This is a genomic window from Pseudomonas sp. WS 5011, from assembly GCF_012985775.1.
Lineage (GTDB): Bacteria > Pseudomonadota > Gammaproteobacteria > Pseudomonadales > Pseudomonadaceae > Aquipseudomonas > Aquipseudomonas peli.
Window position 1 is genome coordinate 425,433 of record NZ_JAAQXA010000001.1, and the last position, 19,477, is coordinate 444,909.

20 protein-coding genes are annotated in these 19,477 nt (G+C 60.9%); 11 read left to right on the forward strand and 9 right to left on the reverse strand.

Annotated features, from left to right (window positions below):
• Nucleotides 1-27: 27 nt before the first annotated feature.
• The 4 genes from HBN63_RS02045 to HBN63_RS02060 all read right to left on the reverse strand — a co-directional run bounded on the left by HBN63_RS02045 (nt 28) and on the right by HBN63_RS02060 (nt 3,367).
• A complete protein-coding gene (locus HBN63_RS02045; RefSeq protein ID WP_170048187.1) occupies nt 28-975 on the reverse strand; it encodes an alpha/beta hydrolase in 948 nt (315 codons plus the stop codon).
• A gap of 183 nt (nt 976-1,158) precedes the next feature.
• A complete protein-coding gene (locus tag HBN63_RS02050) occupies nt 1,159-2,268 on the reverse strand; it encodes an NADH:flavin oxidoreductase (RefSeq protein WP_170048188.1) in 1,110 nt (369 codons plus the stop codon).
• A gap of 53 nt (nt 2,269-2,321) precedes the next feature.
• Entirely contained in the window at nt 2,322-2,915 is a 594-nt protein-coding gene (locus HBN63_RS02055; protein ID WP_167145643.1) for a TetR/AcrR family transcriptional regulator, read from the reverse strand.
• A 164-nt stretch (nt 2,916-3,079) separates the two neighbouring features.
• Nucleotides 3,080-3,367, reverse strand: a complete 288-nt coding sequence (locus HBN63_RS02060; protein ID WP_170048189.1) for a PA4642 family protein — start codon at nt 3,365-3,367, stop codon at nt 3,080-3,082.
• A gap of 183 nt (nt 3,368-3,550) precedes the next feature.
• On the opposite strand from HBN63_RS02060, the gene dauA reads away from it, so the two are divergent.
• Nucleotides 3,551-5,290 carry a C4-dicarboxylic acid transporter DauA gene (dauA, locus tag HBN63_RS02065; protein ID WP_170048190.1) on the forward strand — a complete coding sequence of 580 codons (1,740 nt, stop codon included), beginning with the start codon at nt 3,551-3,553 and terminating at the stop codon, nt 5,288-5,290.
• Nucleotides 5,291-5,306: 16 nt separating this feature from the next.
• Here dauA and HBN63_RS02070 read toward each other — a convergent pair whose 3' ends face one another.
• Together HBN63_RS02070 and HBN63_RS02075 are read right to left on the reverse strand one after the other, a co-directional pair.
• Nucleotides 5,307-5,780 (reverse strand): WbuC family cupin fold metalloprotein, encoded by a 474-nt coding sequence (locus HBN63_RS02070; protein ID WP_170048191.1) that lies wholly within the window; start codon nt 5,778-5,780, stop codon nt 5,307-5,309.
• 149 nt (nt 5,781-5,929) lie between these two features.
• A complete protein-coding gene (locus HBN63_RS02075) occupies nt 5,930-6,487 on the reverse strand; it encodes a hypoxanthine-guanine phosphoribosyltransferase (protein ID WP_170048192.1) in 558 nt (185 codons plus the stop codon).
• A gap of 247 nt (nt 6,488-6,734) precedes the next feature.
• On the opposite strand from HBN63_RS02075, the gene upp reads away from it, so the two are divergent.
• Together upp and HBN63_RS02085 are read left to right on the forward strand one after the other, a co-directional pair.
• Complete coding sequence (upp, locus tag HBN63_RS02080) at nt 6,735-7,373, forward strand: uracil phosphoribosyltransferase (RefSeq protein WP_108487097.1); 639 nt, start codon at nt 6,735-6,737, stop codon at nt 7,371-7,373.
• Between the two features lie 2 nt (nt 7,374-7,375).
• Nucleotides 7,376-8,644 carry a uracil-xanthine permease family protein gene (locus HBN63_RS02085; protein WP_170048193.1) on the forward strand — a complete coding sequence of 423 codons (1,269 nt, stop codon included), beginning with the start codon at nt 7,376-7,378 and terminating at the stop codon, nt 8,642-8,644.
• A gap of 55 nt (nt 8,645-8,699) precedes the next feature.
• Here HBN63_RS02085 and HBN63_RS02090 read toward each other — a convergent pair whose 3' ends face one another.
• From HBN63_RS02090 to HBN63_RS02100, 3 genes are all read right to left on the reverse strand, one after another.
• The gene (locus tag HBN63_RS02090; RefSeq protein WP_170048194.1) at nt 8,700-10,031 is read right to left on the reverse strand and encodes an MFS transporter; all 1,332 of its coding nucleotides are present in this window, start codon (nt 10,029-10,031) and stop codon (nt 8,700-8,702) included.
• Nucleotides 10,032-10,187: 156 nt separating this feature from the next.
• On the reverse strand, nt 10,188-11,210 hold the full coding sequence (gene hemH / locus HBN63_RS02095) for a ferrochelatase (protein WP_170048195.1): 1,023 nt from the start codon (nt 11,208-11,210) through the stop codon (nt 10,188-10,190).
• 12 nt (nt 11,211-11,222) lie between these two features.
• Nucleotides 11,223-12,125, reverse strand: coding sequence for a TIGR01777 family oxidoreductase (locus tag HBN63_RS02100; RefSeq protein WP_170048196.1), 903 nt, complete (start codon nt 12,123-12,125; stop codon nt 11,223-11,225).
• A 193-nt stretch (nt 12,126-12,318) separates the two neighbouring features.
• On the opposite strand from HBN63_RS02100, the gene HBN63_RS02105 reads away from it, so the two are divergent.
• The 8 genes from HBN63_RS02105 to HBN63_RS02140 all read left to right on the forward strand — a co-directional run bounded on the left by HBN63_RS02105 (nt 12,319) and on the right by HBN63_RS02140 (nt 19,475).
• On the forward strand, nt 12,319-13,311 hold the full coding sequence (locus HBN63_RS02105) for an NAD(P)/FAD-dependent oxidoreductase (protein WP_170048197.1): 993 nt from the start codon (nt 12,319-12,321) through the stop codon (nt 13,309-13,311).
• On the forward strand, nt 13,308-13,553 hold the full coding sequence (locus HBN63_RS02110) for a TIGR02450 family Trp-rich protein (RefSeq protein ID WP_167145654.1): 246 nt from the start codon (nt 13,308-13,310) through the stop codon (nt 13,551-13,553). The genes HBN63_RS02105 and HBN63_RS02110 overlap by 4 nt, the downstream gene beginning before the upstream one ends.
• A 125-nt stretch (nt 13,554-13,678) precedes the next feature.
• Entirely contained in the window at nt 13,679-14,644 is a 966-nt protein-coding gene (locus HBN63_RS02115; protein ID WP_170048198.1) for a 2-thiouracil desulfurase family protein, read from the forward strand.
• 11 nt (nt 14,645-14,655) lie between these two features.
• Nucleotides 14,656-15,582, forward strand: coding sequence for a MerR family transcriptional regulator (locus HBN63_RS02120; RefSeq protein ID WP_170048253.1), 927 nt, complete (start codon nt 14,656-14,658; stop codon nt 15,580-15,582).
• Between the two features lie 14 nt (nt 15,583-15,596).
• Nucleotides 15,597-17,036 carry a deoxyribodipyrimidine photo-lyase gene (phrB, locus tag HBN63_RS02125; RefSeq protein WP_170048254.1) on the forward strand — a complete coding sequence of 480 codons (1,440 nt, stop codon included), beginning with the start codon at nt 15,597-15,599 and terminating at the stop codon, nt 17,034-17,036.
• A complete protein-coding gene (locus HBN63_RS02130) occupies nt 17,033-17,455 on the forward strand; it encodes a nuclear transport factor 2 family protein (protein ID WP_090251474.1) in 423 nt (140 codons plus the stop codon). Before phrB ends, HBN63_RS02130 begins: the two co-directional genes overlap by 4 nt.
• Nucleotides 17,452-18,231, forward strand: a complete 780-nt coding sequence (locus HBN63_RS02135; protein ID WP_170048199.1) for an SDR family NAD(P)-dependent oxidoreductase — start codon at nt 17,452-17,454, stop codon at nt 18,229-18,231. The genes HBN63_RS02130 and HBN63_RS02135 overlap by 4 nt, the downstream gene beginning before the upstream one ends.
• Nucleotides 18,228-19,475 carry an FAD-dependent oxidoreductase gene (locus tag HBN63_RS02140; RefSeq protein ID WP_170048200.1) on the forward strand — a complete coding sequence of 416 codons (1,248 nt, stop codon included), beginning with the start codon at nt 18,228-18,230 and terminating at the stop codon, nt 19,473-19,475. Before HBN63_RS02135 ends, HBN63_RS02140 begins: the two co-directional genes overlap by 4 nt.
• Nucleotides 19,476-19,477 lie beyond the last annotated feature (2 nt).

The window sequence follows — 19,477 nt, forward strand, 5'->3', positions numbered from 1 at the left end:
GCAGTCAAAAACTGCGGAAAACCCCGGCTAGCCCTCTAGAAAGCCCATCAGCACCGCGACGGTGCGCGCGGGGTCCTCTTCTTGGGGCACATGTCCTAGGTCGTCGAACAGCACCAGGCGGCTGCCCTGGATATCGCGCTTGAAGCGCTCGGCGTTGTCCGGCGGAATCAATTCATCGCGCCCGCCCCAGATAATCAAGGTCGGCACCTTGAGCTCAGCGATACGCGTGAAGCCCTGCCCGGCTTCGGCCTGGATAAAACGCTGACGCAAGGCTTCACGGTTTCCGGCACGCAAGGTCAGTTCGTAGTAGCGGTCGATCAGTTCATCGCTGACCTTGCTCGGGTCGCCATAGACGTTGCGAATGCTCGCCTCGATCATCTGCCGGGGCAGCAGGTTGGCCATTAGCGGCGCCAGCGCGGGGATCTGCGCCAGGCGAAAACCGATGGGAATGGAGGTGGCGTTGCGCGGGTAACCGGCGGAGTCCACCAATACCAACCGTTCGACCCGCTGCGGATGGTCCAGGGCAAACTGCCAGGCCAGTTGCCCGCCAAAACTGTTGCCCGCCACCACCGCTCGCGGCACCTGCAACTGGTCCAGCACATGAGCAAGGAAGGCGCTGTAGTGAGACATACGGTAATCGCCATCGGGGAACGGTCCGGTCAGGCCAAAACCCGGTAAATCGAGACTGATCACCCGACGCTTAGTCTGCAGCGCTGCTACCCAGCCTTCCCAGGTGTGCAAGCTGGCCGAGGTGCCGTGCAGCAGCACAATCGGCGCAGGATCATCCCGCGGCCCCTGGTCACGCAGGTGCACCAGCATGCCGTCGATGGCCAGAAATGAAGATGGTGGCAAGGCCCAGCGAGGTTTGAGATCCGCCAGGGAGCGATCCGGCGCCCAGTTCCAGGCCACTGCAGCGACCAGGCTTATCAGCAACAGCAGAGCAAGGGATACGGATATCTGCACAACACGTTTCATAGTCGGTACCTGATGGCGGGGCACTGGCAATACTAGCCAACGACGCGGCGCTTGCCTGCTGAGTGCTCTGCATCAATGCGTGGTGCCCGCGTACAAGCCAAAGCGCAGACGAAAAAAAGCCCCGATGTGCCGGGGCTTGAGGAGTGTTGCGCCGTTTTGCGGCGCACACGATAAAACGGGGTATTAGACCAGGCTGGTCAGCGCATCACGACTAAACGGCAGAATGTCCTGTTCGCGGCCATCGCGTACTTTTACCGCCCAATCCGGGTCGACCAGCAGTGCGCGGCCTACAGCCACCAGGTCGAACTCCTGCTTGTTCAGACGCTCCAGCAGGTTTTCCAGACTAGCCGGCTGGGCCACTTTGTCGGTGTTGACCATAAACTGCAGGAACTCGCCATCCAGGCCGACGCTGCCAACGGTGATGGTTGGTTTGCCGGTGAGCTTGCGCGTCCAGCCCGCCAGGTTCAGCTCAGAACCGTCGAACTCTGGCTCCCAGAAGCGGCGAGTCGAGCAGTGGAAGATGTCCACGCCAGCATCGCTCAGCGGCTTGAGGAACGCCCCCAGCTCTTCCGGGGTTTGCACCAGGCGTGCGGTGTAGTCCTGCTGCTTCCACTGCGAGAAGCGGAAGATGATCGGGAATTCCGGGCCCACTGCGGCGCGTACAGCCTGGATCAGTTCGATGGCAAAGCGCGAGCGCTGCGCCAGGTCACCGCCGTATTCATCAGTACGCTGGTTGCTGCCGGACCAGAAGAACTGATCAACCAGATAGCCGTGGGCACCGTGGATCTCCACGCCGTCCATACCAATGGCTTTGGCATCCTTGGCGGCTTGGGCGAAGGCGGCGATCACTTCCTTGATGTCGTCCTGAGTCATGCCGTGCACAACCACGTTGCCTTCTTTAATCTTCTCGCTCGGGCCGTAGCCTGGGACGCTGGCGTCCGGTTCGGTGCCCAGCTTGCGCACATTGCCCACGTGCCACAGTTGCGGAACGATCTTGCCGCCTTCGGCGTGTACGGCCTCGACTACTTTCTTCCAGCCGGCCAGGGCGTCTTCACCATAAAAACGCGGCACGTTCGGGTAACCGTTGGCAGCCTTGTGACCGACGGTGGTGCCTTCAGTAACGATCAAGCCAACACCGGCAGCCGCACGGCGGCGGTAATACTCGATAACCTTGCTGTTCGGTACGCCACCTGGGGAAAAGGAACGGGTCATCGGCGCCATGACCACACGGGTCGGCAGCTCCAGGTTGCCTAGGGTAAAGGGTTGGAACAGCGCTTTAACGGGATCGGTCATCATCATTCCTCGGGGCGGCCAGAGCGCCGCAACTGGTTAAAGGGAGCTTGGGATCAGGCCTGCAACAGCAGCTGCAGGCGTTGGATAAAGTCAGTCAGAGCGCGAGTGTTGTTCGCCACCTTGAGCCGGGTCAGCGCGCCTTGCCAGGCATTGGCGATAAAGCTCGCCAGGTTGCGACAATCTTCATCGGCCGGCAGCTCTCCCGCCGCCTGCGCCTGTTCCAGGCAGGCCTGCAGGGTGTCCGCCGAGGCTTGCAAAATCGCATCAACCTGCGCGCCCAACGTCGGCGACAACTCGGCCATCTCGAAACTCAGGCTGCCAATAAAGCAGTGGTATTCCAGGCGTTCCTGGCGAGCGAAGTGCTCCACCAGTTCGGCGTAATAACCGAGGATGCGTTCACGCGGACTCAATGCAGGATTGGCTAAAGCTTCGGCATAACGCGCCAAGCGCGGCTGATAGACCTGCTGCAAGGCCTGCAGGGCGAAGTCTTCCTTGCTGGCGAAATAGTGATAGAAGGAGCCTTTCGGCACCCCCGCCGCCTGGACGATTTCCTGCACGCCGGCGCCGTGATAACCGCGACGGGTCATCACCTCGGCGCCTTTGGCGAGGATCAGGTCACGCTTGTCGAGTCGGATACTGGAGTTCATGCCAGTAAGAATATGACCGGTCGTCTCGCCTCGCCCAGCACTATTGATTTGCGTGATTATTAGCAAGAAGCACAGTGGGCTTTAGAAACGACAAAGCCGCGAACAGGTCGCGGCTTTGTGGGCAGGCGTAAGCCTTAATCAGCGCAGTAGGCGCTGACTCGATGTCAGCTGCGCGCGGCGTTGATCACGTCGATGTAGGGTTCGGCAAAGCGTTGATCCTGGATCAGCGCGATAAAGTCATTGCCCTGGGCATCCTTGGCATTCAGGTCGTAGCCGGCAGCAACGAAGAAGCCGACAAAGCGCTCGAAGTCATCGATACGCAGGCCGCGGTAGGCCTTGACCAGCTTGTGCAGCGACGGCGGCGTGGCATCGGCCGGTTCTACGCTGAGGAACAGCTTGATCGGCTCGTCACCAATCTCTTCGCCAATCACCTGTTTCTTGTCTTTACGCATCACTCACTCCAGCTAACCAGGCCACACGGGGGCGGCAGTGTACCTCCGGGGCGGGCAAGGGCTCAACGGATGCCGGGCAACCACAGGGTTTAACACGCGTTGAGGCTGGCGCACAGCCGACTTAGGTCAACACAGCCCACCGTACTCAAACCCTATACTGCACCTATCGAGTTGGGAGTCATTATGTCGCTGCCCTTACCGCCGCTGTTCTCCGCCTGGCGCCAGACCCTACGCGCCGGCTATGGCTGGAAAAACCTGCGCAGCGACCTGGGCGCTGGCGTTACGGTGGGCATCATCGCCATTCCACTGGCCATGGCCCTGGCGATTGCCGTCGGCGTTGCGCCGCAACACGGCCTGTATACGGTGCTGGTGGCTGGCACGCTGATCGCTCTGTTTGGTGGTTCGCGCTTTAACGTCTCCGGGCCGACCGCCGCCTTCGTAGTGATTCTGCTGCCGGTCACCCAGCAATTCGGCCTCGGCGGTTTGCTGCTGTGCACCCTGATGGCCGGACTGATCCTGATTGCCCTCGGGCTGATGCGCGCCGGGCGGCTGATCGAATTTATCCCCTACCCGGTCACGCTGGGCTTTACCGCCGGTATCGGCATCGTCATCGCCACCTTGCAGATCAAGGATCTGTTTGGCCTGCAACTCAGCAGCCAGCCGAACAACTACATCGAACAACTCAATGGCCTGCTACACGCCCTGCCCAGCCTGCAACTGGGCGACAGCCTGGTGGCGCTGGTATGCCTGGCGACGCTGCTGATCTGGCCGCGCTGGGTGCCAAAAATACCCGGGCATCTGGTGGCCCTAACAATTGGCGCACTGCTTGGCCTGCTGCTGGAAAGCCTACAAATTCCCGTGGCAACAATTGGCGAGCGCTTCAGCCACAGCCTGGATGGCGTTGAGCATCCGGGTATTCCACCGTTTCTGCCGAGCTTTATCTGGCCCTGGCACTTACCGGGGGCCGATGGCCAACCATTGGCGGTGAGCTTTGAGCTGTTTCGCCAACTGCTCGCCCCGGCCTTTGCCATCGCCATGCTCGGGGCGATTGAGTCGCTGCTGTGCGCGGTGGTCGCCGATGGCATGACCGGCAGCAAGCACGACCCCAATGGCGAGTTGATCGGCCAGGGCATCGGTAATCTGGTTGCGCCGTTCTTCGGTGGTATCACCGCCACCGCCGCGATTGCCCGCAGCGCCGCCAACGTGCGCGCGGGCGCTTACTCACCACTGGCGGCGATTACCCATGCCGGCGTGGTGCTGATTGCCATCCTGTTTCTCGCGCCCCTGTTCAGCTACCTGCCGATGGCGGCGCTGGCGGCCTTGCTGCTGGTGGTGGCGTGGAACATGAGCGAGCCGCGGCATGTGCGGCATACCCTGCGCATCGCCCCACGCAGTGATGTACTGGTGCTGCTGACCTGCCTGATTCTCACCGTGCTCTTCGATATGGTGCTGGCCGTGGGCGTCGGCCTGCTGCTGGCCGCCGGGCTGTTTATCAAACGCATGAGCGATCTGACAGATACCGAAGCGCTGCCCAAGCATTTTCACCAGGCGCTTAATGACCTGCCCGAACACGTGCTGGCCTACGCCATTCGCGGCCCGCTGTTCTTCGGCGCAGCAGAAAAAGCCCTGAGCGTGCTCAGACGCTTTACCCCTGGAGTGAAGGTGGTAATCGTCGATATCAGCGCCGTGCCGCTGCTGGACATGACCGCCATCGCCGCCCTGGACAATGTGCTGCGCGACTACCGCGAGCAACATGTAGGTCTGGTGCTGAGCGGACTAACGCCACAGGTGCGCCTGCAATTACGCCGCGCGGGAATAGTGCGCGTTGAAGGGCAGTTGGCCTATGTGCGCGACCTGGTCCAGGCGAGGGAAAAGGCGCTGCGTTGGCTCCTACCGAAGGCAGATGGGGAAACGGCCGTGTAGCCGAAGGCAATCCGGGCTAGATAAATTGCGCGCGCATCCAGGCCTGGTACTCGGCAACGCCCGGCTCACCTTCACGCGGCGCCCAGCTGGCCTGCTCGCCATCACCTACTGGCTTGTAGGGCCCGGTTTTGCACTCGAATAGAATGCTGTCGGCTTCCAACACCACCAGGGCGTGAAACACCCCAGGCGACAGGTCGACGCCAACACAGTCACCACCAGCTTCCAGCACGCGCTTATCCAGCACGTCACCGCTGTCATTGAAAATCAGCAAGCCAAGCCGACCTTTCAGCACCAGTAGCGCTTCGGCCTTGTCCGCAGAAAGATGACGGTGCGGCGGGATATAGGTATTCGGCTGCAGCCCGACCGCCATGCGATGGCAAGACTCGTCCATCTGATGGAAGTTATGGTGCTGGCGTTGCCGTGGGCTGGCCGCCGCTTGCTCGGCCAGCGCGCCAAACAGGGCCTGATCGAGAAAGCGTGGACTTTTCATTATTTCCCAGAACCTTTTTAGTATCTCGCGAGCTAGAGCCAGACAAGGCAAAAACAGTCGAGGAAGCGGAGTTTACGTGTTGTAAATGAGCATTCCGAGGCTATTTTTAACGCTGGATGGCCGACGCGCAGCAGATCATGAATAGGTTCTTAAAGACCTTTAACTGCGTAGATACCCGGCGCATTACGCCAGTAGCCCTTGTAGTCCATGCCGTAGCCAAACACATATCGATCAACGCAGGACATACCGACGTAATCGGCTTTGAGGTCCGGACGTGCTTTACGGTCGTGGGTTTTATCTACCAGCACGGCGATGCGCACGTTCTTGGCGCCGGCGTGACGGCAAAAATCGATGATTGCACCGAGGGTGTGCCCTTCATCGAGGATGTCGTCGATGATCAGCACGTCACGGTCAATAAAGGAGATTTCCGGCTTGGCCTTCCAGAAAAGCTCACCGCCGCTGGTTTCATTGCGGTAGCGGGTGGCGTGCAGGTAGGACAGTTCCAGCGGGAAGTTGAGCTTTGGCAGCAGCTTGCCGGAGAAGATCAGCCCACCGTTCATCACGCAGAACACCACAGGGTTGCTGTCGGCCATCTCGCTGTTGATGGCGGCCGCCATGCTGTCGATGGCCAGCTCAACCTCGGCATTGCTGTGCAGGCAATCGGCTTCGGCCATAACTTGGCGGATATGCGCGAGATCGACGGACATGCTGTTTCCTCTTGGGAGCGGGACGGACAGATCAGAAAGCTGATCGATGCGTCAAAATAAAAGCCGGCAAAGGTACGCATCTGCGTCATGCAGAGCAAGCCCCAGCAGACCAACTGCGGCAATTACCCGCAAGCCACGACACGTTAGGCGCTATTTAGCGATATTAGGCCATCTTGGCCCAGCACTTGGCATAGCCAATGCTTTAATCTAGGCCAGTTTTTTACCCGTCCTGCCGGAGACCCCCGCCATGCCCATCCTCGAGATCCGCCATCCGCTGATCCGTCACAAACTCGGCCTGATGCGCCGCGCCGATATCAGCACGAAGAACTTTCGGGAGCTGGCTCAGGAAGTCGGTGCACTGCTGACTTATGAAGCGACCAAGGATCTGCCCCTGGAAAACTACGAGATCGAGGGGTGGTGCGGCACCGTGCAGGTTGAAAAAATCTCTGGCAAAAAAATCACTGTGGTGCCGATCCTGCGCGCTGGCATCGGCATGCTCGAAGGTGTGCTCAGTCTGATTCCAGGGGCCAAGGTCAGCGCCGTCGGCGTAGCACGCAACGAGGAGACGCTGCAGGCGCACACCTACCTGGAAAAACTGGTACCGGAAATTGACGAGCGCCTGGCGATGATCATCGATCCCATGCTGGCCACCGGCGGCTCGATGGTCGCCACCATCGACCTGCTGAAAAAAGCCGGCTGCAAGGAAATCCGCGCCATGGTCCTGGTCGCGGCGCCAGAAGGCATCAAAGTAGTCAACGACGCGCACCCGGATGTGACGATCTACACCGCATCCATCGACCAGCGCCTGAACGAACACGGCTACATCATTCCCGGCCTCGGTGATGCCGGCGACAAGATCTTCGGCACCAAACAGAAGGATGCGTAAGCATGCAGGATGAGTACAACGATCCACTCTGGCGTCAGGGTATTTCCGGCGCGCAGATGCTGTTTGTGGCCTTTGGCGCCCTGGTGCTGATGCCGCTGATCACCGGCATGGACCCTAACGTGGCGCTGTTCACCGCGGGTATCGGCACCCTGCTGTTCCAACTGGTAACCGGTCGCCAGGTGCCGGTATTCCTGGCCTCCAGCTTTGCTTTTATCGCACCAATTCTCGCCGCCAAGGGTGAGTTTGGCTTGCCGGCCGTGCTGGGCGGCATCGTCGCATCGGGCCTGGTGTATATCCTGCTCAGCGCCGTGGTACGGGTTAAAGGCGCGGGCTTTATCGACCGCCTGTTGCCGCCGGTAGTCATCGCGCCGGTGATCATTTCTATCGGCCTGGCGTTGTCGCCGGTGGCGGTGAACATGGCCATGGGCAAAGCTGGAGACGGCAGCGCGCAGTTGGTGCCGTATGAAACCGCCATGCTGATTTCCATGTCGGCGCTCATCACCACCGTGCTGGTCGCGGCCATGGGGCGCGGCTTGCTGCGTCTGGTGCCGATCCTCGCGGGGATCATCGTCGGCTGCATCGTCGCGGCGTTCTGCGGGGTGATCGACACCAGCAATATCGCGGCCGCACCCTGGCTGGCGATTCCGGCGTTCGTGACGCCTGAGCTGCACTGGGGCGCGATCCTCTACATCGTTCCGGTCGCTTTGGCGCCGGCCATCGAGCACATCGGCGGGGTAGTGGCGATCGGCAGCGTGACCGGCAAGAACTTTATCAAGAAACCCGGCCTGCACCGCACCCTGCTCGGCGACGGCCTGGCCACTTCGGCGGCCGGTCTGTTCGGCGGCCCACCGAACACCACCTATGCAGAAGTTACTGGCGCGGTAATGCTGACCAAGAACTACAACCCGAAGATCATGACCTGGGCGGCCTGCTTCGCCATCGGCCTGGCCTTCGTAGGCAAGTTCGGCACCGCGCTGCAGAGCATTCCGGTACCGGTGATGGGCGGCATACTCTGCCTGCTGTTCGGCTCCATCGCAGTGGTGGGCCTGAATACCCTGATCCGCCATCAGGTCGACCTGTCGGAGGCGCGCAACCTGATCATCGTCTCGGTAACTCTGGTGTTCGGCATCGGCGGCATGGTGATCGGCAACAGCGACTTCGCCCTCTCCGGCATCTCGCTGTGCGCCATCTGCGCCCTGGCGCTTAACCTGGTACTGCCAGGCGGCCAAGGCTGGCGCAGCAAGACCGTGCTGGAAGAGCCAGACCTGTAACTCGCACCCACTAAAAAGCCCCGCAAATGCGGGGCTTTTTTATTTTTGGAGTACGTCAGGCGGACTGAGCTGACCACTGCTGCAACCGCACCACGCTCTCTCGGTAAGGCTTGAGGCTCATGCTCAGCAGCACAATCGAACTGAATACGGCGATGCTGGTGACGATCAGCAGCGAGTAACGCAGCGCCATGTCATCGGCAAACACATAGTCGGTCACCAGCGCCACCGCCGTCGGGCCGATGCCCAAGCCGATCAGGGTGATGACAAACAGGTAGATTGCCGAGGCTTGGCCGCGCATCGAGTTGGGCATGATTTCCTGAATCGCCGCTGGTGCGACGCCAAATGGCATGCTCAGGAAGAACACCGTCGGCGCAGTCAGAATCGCCGCCCATAGCGCCGTTTCCATCAGCGGGAAGGCCAGCACAAAAGGCACCGCGCCAACGGCCGCATACAGGCCGACGCGCATATTGGCGTCGCTGCTGCCGCGCTTGGCCATCCAGTCCGCCAGACGACCACCGAAGACAATGCCCAAACAACCGAACACCGCCACGATGCTGCCGTAAACAATACCGACCTGGCCGGCATCCCAACCGTACGTACGAATAAAGAAAGTCGGAATCCAGGCGGCGCTGCCATAACCGGCAAACGCCAGGCCGGCAAAGCCGAAGTTGTGGCAGAGCACGGTACGCCGGTTGGCGCGGATATACCGGCCAACATCCGCCAGCGGTACCGCGACACCAGCCCCGACGCCCCGACGTGCAGGCTCCTTGACCGCCAGCAGGAGCAGGGTGAAAAGAATCCCCGCGCCGCCAAGAATCAGAAAGATCAATTGCCAAGGCCGTACTTCACCCAATACCGGCAGCACCACATCGCCTTGAGCCGAGGCGAACTGAATCACCAGACCACCGAGCAGAAAGGCCAGCCCGGAACCGAGGTAAACCCCCATGGAATAAACGCTGATGGCGGTAGCGCGGCGTTCAGCCGGAAAACTGTCGGCAATCAGCGAGTAGGCCGCTGGCGACAACGCCGCCTCGCCAACGCCCACGCCAATGCGGCAGAGCAGAAATTGCCAGTACAGCTTGGCCATGCCGCAGGCGGCGGTGGCGGCACTCCAGAACAGCACGCCAAAAGCAATCAAGCCACGACGGCTCTTGGTATCGGCCAGACGGCCCAGGGGAATCCCGCAAACGGTGTAGAACAACGCAAAGGACAGGCCCATCAACAGGCTCATCTGCGTGTCGCTGATCATCAGGTCACGGCGGATCGGGCCGACCAGCAGATTGAGAATCTGCCGGTCGATAAACGACAGCACGTACGCCACCATCAGGATGGCGACAGTCACCCAGGCACGGGTGGAAGAGGGATAGCCGTTATTGTTGTTGAGCACTGGCAGTCTCCTCGGCACCGTTGGTGCGGTGCACGACGGTTGAAAGAACTGCCAGCTTAGGCTGAGTTGCAGGGCGCTGAGTATCGCTCGTAGGTGTTATTAGCCAGGCGAATGCGCGGCATCCTTTCGGGCGAATAACCGTCACAGCATATTTCTCTAGAGCTGTAGCGGTGCACGCTCGCTGAGGGTTTTCAGGGCAGTGACCCAGCTGGGATGATCATTCAGACACGGCACCAGCTGCAGGCTTTCACCGCCAGCCTCAACAAACTGCTCGCGACCACGATCGCCGATCTCCTCCAGGGTTTCGATGCAGTCGGCGACAAAGGCCGGGCACATCACCAGCAACTTCTTCACGCCCTGCTTGGCCAACTCATCGAGACGTGCCTCAGTGTAGGGTTCGATCCATTTGGCGCGACCCAACCGCGACTGGAACGACACCGACCACTGTTCGGGTTTAAGCCCCATGCGCTGGGCAAATAGCTCGGCGCTGCGCAAGCACTGAGCGCGGTAACAGTTGGCCAACACCTCAGGTGAGGCCGTACGGCAGCAGTCGTCGCCCTTCAGACAATGGCCAGTGGCGTCCAGCTTGTGCAAGTGTCGCTCCGGCAGGCCGTGAAAGCTTAGGAGCAAATGGTCGAAATCCTGCTCCAGATAAGGCTTGGCGCTATCCACCAAGGCATCCAGGTATTCCGGCTGATCGTAGAACGGCGGCAGGATGGAAAAGCGAATCGGCAGCTGCTGCTCACGCACCACGCGCTTGGCTTCTTCGATCACCGTGGTGGTGGTGCTGTCAGCAAACTGCGGGTACAGCGGCGCCAACGTGACCTGCTTGATGCCCTGAGCAGCCAGGCGAGTCAGCACGGTTTGCAGCGACGGCTCGCCATAACGCATGGCCAGCTCCACCGGACCGTGGGGCCAGGACGCCTTCATCGCCTGATGCAGGCGCTTGCTCAGCACCACTAACGGCGAGCCGTCTTCCCACCAGATCGAGGCATAGGCATGTGCAGAGGCTGCCGGACGCTTGATCAGAATCAGCGAAACCAGCAAACGCCGCAGCGGCCAAGGCAGGTCAATGACATAGGGGTCCATCAGAAACTGGTTGAGGTAACGACGCACGTCGGCCACATCAGTGGAGGCCGGCGAGCCCAGGTTTACCAACAGCAAGGCGTGATCGGTCATGCAAAGTCCTAATCAGTGGTGGCCGAGCAAATCTGCCAGGGCCACATCCAAATGAGTAAAACGAAAACTGAAGCCAGCCTCCTGCAAGCGCGTCGGCATCGCGCGCTGGCCACCGAGCAGCAGCACTGACAGCTCACCCAGCAGCATGCGCAGGGCAAATGCAGGGGCCGGCATAAAGGCCGGGCGATGCAGCTCGCGGCCCAGGGCCTGGCTGAAGGCGCGGTTACGCTCCGGCGTCGGCGCGCAGGCATTATAAGGACCGCGCGCAGAGTCCTGCTGCAGGAGAAAATCAATCAGGGCGATTTGGTCGCTGAGATGAATCCACGGCATCCACTGCCGGCCATTGCCGAGCGGGCCACCCAAGCCAAGCTTGAACGGCAACAGCAGGCGCTTGAGCAGCCCGCCGTCAGCAGCCAGCACCAGCCCCGTGCGCAGCAACACCACACGGATGCCTAAGTCCTCAGCACGCAGGGCGGTTTCTTCCCAGGCACCGCACAGTTGGGCGGCGAAATCCTTGCTGACGGGCGGCGAATCTTCATGCAATTCACGCTCGCCACCGTCGCCATACCAGCCAACTGCCGAACCGGACAACAACACCTGCGGTTTGTGCGCGCGGCTTTCCAGCCAGGCCAGCAATTGTTCGGTCAGGCCAATCCGGCTGGCCCATAGCAGTGCCTTGCGTTTACGCGTCCAAGGCCGGTCGGCAATCGGTGCGCCGGCCAGGTTGATCACAGCATCCAGCGGTTCTTCACCCAGCTCTTCGAGCCGACCAATACCGCGCACCGCGTTCCCGCAGAGCGCCGCGACCTGCTCGGGCCTTCGGCTCCACACCGTCAGTTGGTGGCCTTGTTGCAACCAGTGTCGGCAAAGCGCCTGCCCGATCAAACCGGTTCCGCCCGTCAGAAGAATGTGCATAGAAATGCCCTCGTATGACCGTGCTTAATAGGTGACCACCGACGGATTAATCGCGTTTGTGGCTTCAATCCGGCTGCAGGTTGTCTTAACTATAGAAAGGCAGGATCGACTCCGGCATAGCTTATACACAAAAACGATATTGTATAGCTTTTGTCTAAAGCGTAGCCTAACGCTTGAAAACACGAGGTAGACCATGACCGCTCTTCACCCCATCGCCATCATCGGCACCGGCATCGCCGGGCTGTCTGCCGCGCAGGCGCTGCATGCCGCCGGGCACCCCGTACAACTGTTCGACAAGAGCCGCGGCAGCGGTGGCCGTATGGCAAGTAAGCGTAGCGATGCCGGCGCGTTGGATTTGGGCGCGCAGTACTTCACCGCCCGCGACCGCCGGTTTGTCGAGGTGGTGCAGCAGTGGCAAGCGCGTGGCTGGGTCGCCGAGTGGACCCCCAGTCTCTACAACTTCAACAACGGCCAGCTCAGCGCCTCGCCGGATGAACAAGTGCGCTGGGTCGGCAGCCCGCGCATGAGTGCAATTACTCGCGCGATGCTTGGCGCACTACCCGTAGCCTTCTCCTGCCGCATTACCGAAGTATTCCGCGGCGAACAGCATTGGCATCTGCAGGACGCCGAAGGCAACAGCCATGGGCCGTTCAGCCATGTGATCGTTGCCACCCCCGCGCCTCAGGCCACAGCGCTGCTGTCGAGCGCGCCGAAATTGGCTGGCGCGGCGGCCAGCGTGGCCATGGACCCAACCTGGGCAGTGGCCCTGGCCTTCGACATCCCGCTGGAAACCCGCGTCGAAGGTTGCTTCGTGCAAGACAGCCCGCTCGACTGGTTGGCACGTAACCGCAGCAAACCAAGCCGCGACACCCACCTTGACACCTGGGTGCTGCACGCCACCAGTCAGTGGACCAAACAGCACCTGGATCTGCCCAAGGAAGCCGTCACCGAACACTTGCTAGGCGCATTCGCCGAATTGATCGGCTGCGCCGTACCAGCCCCCGCCTTTAGCCTGGCGCACCGCTGGCTTTATGCGCGCCCAGCCAGCGCGCACCAGTGGGGCGTACTGGCCGATGCTGACCTGGGCATTTATGCGTGCGGCGACTGGTGCCTGTCCGGCCGGGTTGAAGGCGCCTGGCTCAGCGGCCAGGAAGCTGCCCGCCGCCTGCTTGAGCACCTGCAATGACCCCTCACGCGCACAATGCACCGGCGAAGCACCGGCTCAATCCGCGCAAGCTGCTGTTGTCGAAATGGACAGCGGTGCTGCCGCAGAACCGTGAGAAGCACTTTCTTGTCACCGAGCTTTTCTGCGACGAGGAGGGCACGGTGCTGCAGATAGAACTGCAAGCGGTGCTCAATCAACGCTGTCAACGGCTGGACTGGCGCGTGTTGGAAAACCCCGAACACTGGCGCATGGGCTGGACGTAACAGCCTTACACACAAAACCCTACAGTAGTTGTACAAAGATATTGACTTGTACAATTACAAACCTATGATGAAGACAAGTTGTACATCCAACAGGATCTGTACAAGTCGCACATCAGAGGTTGCCCATGAGCCCATCACCACACGCCACTGGCAAACCCAAACTGGGCATTAGCGCTTGCCTGCTCGGCACCGAGGTACGCTATAACGGCGGCCACAAGGAATCACGCCTGTGCAGCCGCACGCTCAGTGAGTACTTCGACTTTGCCCCGCTCTGCCCAGAAGTGGCGATCGGCATGGGCGTACCCCGCGAGCCCATCCGCCTGGTCGGTGATCCTCAGGCGCCACGCGCAGTGGGCACGGTCAGCCGTGAGGTGGATGTCACCGCACCGCTGGCCGCCTACGGTGAACGCATGGCCGGTGAGTTGACCGATATCTGCGGCTACATCTTTATGCAGCAGTCGCCGTCTTGCGGCTTGCACCGGGTCAAGGTTTACCAGGAAAACGGTCGCCCCAGCGAACCCGGGCGCGGCATCTTTGCCCAGGCATTTTGTGCGCGGCACCCAAACCTGCCGGTGGAAGAAGACGGTCGCCTGAATGATCCAATCCTGCGCGAGAACTTCATCACACGCGTGTTTGCTTACTCCGAATGGCAACAGCTGTTACGCGATGGACTAACGCGCAAAAGCCTGATCGACTTCCACTCGCGCTACAAATACCTGCTTATGGCCACCAATCCGGTGCAGTACAAACACTTGGGTCGCATGCTCGGCAACCTTGGCCAGCAAGACCTCAACGAACTGGCACCGCGCTACTTCAGCGAGTTGATGAGCGCCCTGAAAAGCTGCGCCACCCGCCGCACCCACAGCAACGTGCTGCAGCACCTCAGTGGCTACCTCAAGCAATCACTGAGCAGCGACGAAAAGCAGGAAATGCAGCAGCTGATCGGTCAATACCGTCATGGCGTCGTGCCGCTGGTGGTGCCCATGACCCTGCTTAAGCACCACTTCCGTCGCCATCCTGATACCTATATTGCGCAGCAGGTGTACCTGCAGCCTCACCCGGAAAACCTCAGCCTGCGTAACGCGCTATGAGCCTTGAACCCATGAATGACGGCGCAGCCGCCGACGACTACCAGGCGGCCATTGCCCAAGGCTTTATGCCGATCCGCGATGTGGCGCGTATTACCGGCGTTAACGCCGTTACCTTACGTGCCTGGGAGCGGCGCTATGGCCTGATCGTGCCGCACCGCACCCCCAAAGGGCATCGCCTGTATGCCGATGAGCACGTCACACGCATCCAGGCGATTCTGACCTGGTTGAATCGTGGCGTGTCGGTCAGCCAAGTCAAAGGCTTGATACGCGCTGGCCAACCGGCGTTTGCCGAGGCCAGCTCGCAATGGGACGCGCGGCGCCAGCAGCTGCAGGAAGCGATCTGCAACCTCAACGAGCGCCGCCTGGACGACTGTTTCAACAGCGAGTTGGCGCTGTATCCGCCCCATACCCTATGCCAACAGCTGCTTCTGCCGTTGTTTGAGGAACTGGAACTGCGCTGGCGCAACCAGTTCGGCGCACAGGCCGAGCGCGTGTTTTTCTATTCCTGGCTGCGCAGCAAACTTGGCGCGCGCCTGTACCACAACAACCGCCAGTACAACGGCGCGTCGCTGTTGCTGATCAACGTCTCCGACCTGCCGATGGCCCCTGGCCTGTGGCTGACCGCCTGGCTGGCAAGCAGCGCCGGCTGCCCAGTGGAGGTCTTTGACTGGCCACTGCCACCCACCGAACTCGCCCTGGCGGTTGAGCACATTCAACCGCGTGCGGTGTTGCTGTATTCCAGTCAGGCGCTGAACAGCACCCACCTGCAACGCCTGCTCGGCGGTTACGACTGCCCCTGCCTGCTGGTCGGCCAGGTGGTACAGATTCACGCCGAGGAACTGGTGGCGATCACCGCGCAGAATGCTGAGCTGAGCCTGGCAGCAGACCCTCTGGCTGCACTGCACAGCCTTACCGATCTCAACCTGCTGCACAGCTGATGGGAAATACCATGCTGCAACTGATGTGGTTTCGTACCGACCTGCGCGTGCAGGACAACAGCGCCCTGGCCGCCGCCATGAGCAGTGGGCCAACCGTGGCGCTGTTCCTGATCAGCCCTAGCCAATGGCTGGCGCACGATGACGCGCCGAGCAAAGTCGACTTCTGGCTGCGCAACCTAAACGAACTGGCCACCGAGCTGAGCAAACTCAACGTGCCATTGCTGGTGCGTGAGGCTGACGACTGGAGTGCCGCGCCGCAGGTGATTGGCGAATTGTGCCAACAGCTGCAAATTGGCAGCGTGCAGGTCAATGAAGAGTACGGCGTGCATGAAAGCCGCCGCGATCAGGCCGTAGCGAAGACGCTTGATGGCTTGGGGATAAATTTCCGCAGCCACCTGGATCAACTGTTCTTTAAGCCCGGCAGTGTACTGACCAAATCCGGCGGCTACTTCCAGGTGTATAGCCAGTTCCGCAAGGTCTGCTATCAACGCCTGCACACGGCCCTGCCGGCACTGGTCGCCACGCCCAAGGCGCAGGCGCCGCTGGCGATCCAACAGGATGCGATCCCTGAGCACGTTACCGGCTTCGCCCTGCCCCCGAAGGACTTGCGTGAACTGTGGCCCGCCGGAGAAACCGAGGCCGCGCGGCGTCTGGATGCGTTTGCCGCGCAGCAGATCGACTTCTACCAAAGCGCCCGCGACTTCCCCGCACAGCCCGGCACCAGCCAGCTGTCCGCCTACCTGGCTGCTGGCGTAATCTCGCCACGCCAATGCCTGCATGCAGCCTTGCAGGTTAATCAGGGCGAGTTCGACAGCGGCAACGTGGGGGTGATTACCTGGATCAACGAACTGCTCTGGCGCGAGTTCTACAAGCACATCCTGGTGGGCTACCCGCGCGTGTCCATGCACCGAGCCTTCCGCCCGGAAACCGAGGCCGTAGCCTGGCGTGATGCTCCGCTGGAGCTGAAAGCCTGGCAGGAAGGGCGTACCGGCTTTCCGATCATTGATGCAGCCATGCGCCAACTATTGGCTACTGGCTGGATGCACAACCGCCTGCGTATGATCGTGGCCATGTTTCTCACCAAAAACCTGCTGATCGACTGGCGCGAGGGCGAGCGATTCTTTATGCGCCACCTGATTGACGGCGACCTGGCGGCCAATAACGGCGGCTGGCAATGGAGTTCCTCCACCGGCACCGATTCGGCGCCGTATTTCCGCATCTTCAACCCGCTGAGCCAGTCACAGAAATTCGACCCAGATGGCCGCTTTATCCGCCAATGGCTGCCTGAACTGGTGGGACTGAACAAAACCAATATCCACAACCCTGCTGGGATGGGTGGTTTGTTTGGTATCGCCGACTATTCGACGCCAATTGTCGACCTGAGCAAGAGCCGCGCGCGCGCGCTGGCCGCATTCAAAAGCCTGCCGCACTTTGCCGGCGAGGAGGCCCTGTGAGCGACTTTCTGCGTCAGTTCGCCCAAGACTTTGCCGGGCTGAACAAAGACAATCTCGATCGCCTCGGCCAGCTGTACAGCGACGACGCGCTGTTCTGCGACCCGCTGCATGAAGTGCGCGGACTGGCCAATATGCAGCGTTACTTCGGCGACATGTACGCTAACGTCAGCGAACTGCGCTTTGACTTCTACGGTTTTGACCAGGTGCGCGACGGTGAAGGCTACCTGCGCTGGACCATGAGTTACCGCCACCCACGCCTCGCTGGCGGTCAACTGATCCGCGTGGAAGGCTGCTCGCACCTGCTGTGGCAGGACAAGGTCTATCGTCACCGTGACTATTTCGACGCCGGCAGCCTGCTCTACGAGCATCTGCCCTTACTCGGCTCGGCAATTCGCTGGCTGAAACGGAGGTTGGCATGAACGCGAACGCACGGCGCATCTGGCTCACCGGCGCCAGCAGTGGCATCGGCGCCGCACTGGCAGAACAACTGCTCGAACAAGGCCACCGCCTGGCCCTCAGTGCGCGCAGCCTTGAGCCTTTGCAGGCACTGGCCAAGCGCTATCCGCAGCAAGTACTGGTGGTGGCCGGCGACCTCAGCGATGCCGCGCAAGTACGCAGCATCGCTGAGCACATTGCCCAAGTCTGGGGGGCGCTGGACTGCGCCATCCTTAATGCCGGCACCTGCGAATATGTCGAGGTCAGCGCCTTCGAGGCGGCGATGGTCGAACGCGTGATGCGCGCCAACCTGCTCTCGGCCAGTTACTGCATCGAAGCCGCCCTGCCCTTGTTGCGCCTGGGGAACCGCGCTCAGCTGGTAGGGGTGGGCAGCTCAGTGACGTTCATGCCACTGCCACGTGCAGAAGCCTACGGTGCCTCCAAGGCCGCCATGCGCTACCTGATGGAAGCGTTGCGCATCGACCTGCACGCCGAGCACATAGCCGTCACCCTAGTCAGCCCCGGGTTTGTCGACACCCCGCTGACGCAGAAAAACGACTTCCCCATGCCGATGCGCTGGCCGGTTGAAAAAGCCGCGCGCTATATCGCTGAGCGCCTGCACCAGCAGCCGTTTGAAATCAATTTCCCGGGCCCGTTTATCGCCATGCTCAAACTGCTGGGCCATTTGCCTAAGCGTTTGCAGGTGGCCATCGGCGCCCGCATGGCCCGCACTGAAGCCAAGACTAAGGACAGCCAATGAAGATCGCCATTATCGGCAGCGGTATCGCCGGTTTGACCAGCGCATACCTGCTCAACCGTAACCACGCCATCACGGTGTTTGAAGCCAGTGACTGGATTGGCGGTCACACCCATACCGTGGACGTACAAGTCGATGGCCAGAGCTATGCCGTGGACACTGGTTTTATCGTGTTTAACGACTGGACCTACCCCAACTTCATCCGCCTACTGAGTCAGCTCGGCGTGGGCTTCAAGGCTACCGAGATGAGCTTCTCGGTCAGCGACCCCATCAGCGGCGTGGAATACAACGGCCACAACCTCAACAGCCTGTTCGCTCAGCGTCGTAACCTGCTGTCGCCGAAATTCTGGGGCATGGTGCGTGACATCCTGCGCTTCAACCGCGAGGCGCTGAACGACCTTAATCAGCAACGCATCGCCAGTGACATGACCCTGGGCGATTACCTCAAGGCCAATGGCTACAGCGAGCGTTTTATCCAGCATTACATCGTGCCGATGGGTGCAGCAATCTGGTCAATGTCGCTGAATGACATGCTCGGTTTCCCGCTGCAGTTCTTTGTGCGGTTCTTCAAAAACCATGGCCTGTTGTCGGTCAGCGACCGCCCGCAGTGGTGCGTGATCGAAGGCGGCTCCAGCAGCTATGTGGCGCCGTTGACCGAATCGTTCAAGCAACACATCCGCCTGAACTGCGCGGTGACCCGAGTTGAACGCGATGGCGATGGTGTGACCGTGCACAGCGCTGCCGGCAGCGAGCGCTTCGACAAAGTGGTGTTTGCCTGCCACAGCGACCAGGCCCTGGCGTTGCTGGCTGCACCGACACCGACCGAACAGGCCATCCTCGGTGCGCTGCCCTATGCCGATAACGACGTGGTGCTGCACACCGACACCCGCCTGTTGCCGAAACGGCCACTGGCCTGGGCCAGCTGGAACTACCGCCTCGGCGGCCCAGTGGATCAGCCCGCCGCCGTCACCTACGACATGAACATCCTGCAAGGCATTCAGAGCGACACCACCTTCTGCGTCAGCCTGAACCAGACCGCCGCCATCGACCCAAGCAAAATTCTGGCGCGCTACACCTACGCCCACCCGCAATACAGCCTGGCCGGCATGGCCGCACAGGCGCGTTGGGAAGAGCTGCTCGGTGCCAACCACAGCTACTTTTGTGGTGCTTACTGGGCCAATGGTTTCCACGAAGATGGCGTGGTCAGCGCGCTGCGCGTGGCTCGTGAATTCGGCGAAGCACTCTAGTG

Excerpts from the sequence above, each read along its gene's own strand:
- HBN63_RS02115 (WP_170048198.1), top strand. The coding sequence starts at position 13,679 with ATGAGCCCATCACCACACGCCACTGGCAAACCCAAACTGGGCATTAGC.
- HBN63_RS02070 (WP_170048191.1), bottom strand. The coding sequence starts at position 5,780 with ATGAAAAGTCCACGCTTTCTCGATCAGGCCCTGTTTGGCGCGCTGGCC.
- HBN63_RS02085 (WP_170048193.1), top strand. The coding sequence starts at position 7,376 with ATGCAGGATGAGTACAACGATCCACTCTGGCGTCAGGGTATTTCCGGC.
- HBN63_RS02060 (WP_170048189.1), bottom strand. The coding sequence starts at position 3,367 with ATGCGTAAAGACAAGAAACAGGTGATTGGCGAAGAGATTGGTGACGAG.
- HBN63_RS02100 (WP_170048196.1), bottom strand. The coding sequence starts at position 12,125 with ATGCACATTCTTCTGACGGGCGGAACCGGTTTGATCGGGCAGGCGCTT.
- HBN63_RS02110 (WP_167145654.1), top strand. The coding sequence starts at position 13,308 with ATGACCCCTCACGCGCACAATGCACCGGCGAAGCACCGGCTCAATCCG.
- HBN63_RS02140 (WP_170048200.1), top strand. The coding sequence starts at position 18,228 with ATGAAGATCGCCATTATCGGCAGCGGTATCGCCGGTTTGACCAGCGCA.
- HBN63_RS02120 (WP_170048253.1), top strand. The coding sequence starts at position 14,656 with ATGAATGACGGCGCAGCCGCCGACGACTACCAGGCGGCCATTGCCCAA.
- HBN63_RS02045 (WP_170048187.1), bottom strand. The coding sequence starts at position 975 with ATGAAACGTGTTGTGCAGATATCCGTATCCCTTGCTCTGCTGTTGCTG.
- HBN63_RS02105 (WP_170048197.1), top strand. The coding sequence starts at position 12,319 with ATGACCGCTCTTCACCCCATCGCCATCATCGGCACCGGCATCGCCGGG.
- hemH (WP_170048195.1), bottom strand. The coding sequence starts at position 11,210 with ATGACCGATCACGCCTTGCTGTTGGTAAACCTGGGCTCGCCGGCCTCC.
- dauA (WP_170048190.1), top strand. The coding sequence starts at position 3,551 with ATGTCGCTGCCCTTACCGCCGCTGTTCTCCGCCTGGCGCCAGACCCTA.
- HBN63_RS02055 (WP_167145643.1), bottom strand. The coding sequence starts at position 2,915 with ATGAACTCCAGTATCCGACTCGACAAGCGTGACCTGATCCTCGCCAAA.
- upp (WP_108487097.1), top strand. The coding sequence starts at position 6,735 with ATGCCCATCCTCGAGATCCGCCATCCGCTGATCCGTCACAAACTCGGC.
- HBN63_RS02075 (WP_170048192.1), bottom strand. The coding sequence starts at position 6,487 with ATGTCCGTCGATCTCGCGCATATCCGCCAAGTTATGGCCGAAGCCGAT.
- HBN63_RS02135 (WP_170048199.1), top strand. The coding sequence starts at position 17,452 with ATGAACGCGAACGCACGGCGCATCTGGCTCACCGGCGCCAGCAGTGGC.
- HBN63_RS02050 (WP_170048188.1), bottom strand. The coding sequence starts at position 2,268 with ATGACCGATCCCGTTAAAGCGCTGTTCCAACCCTTTACCCTAGGCAAC.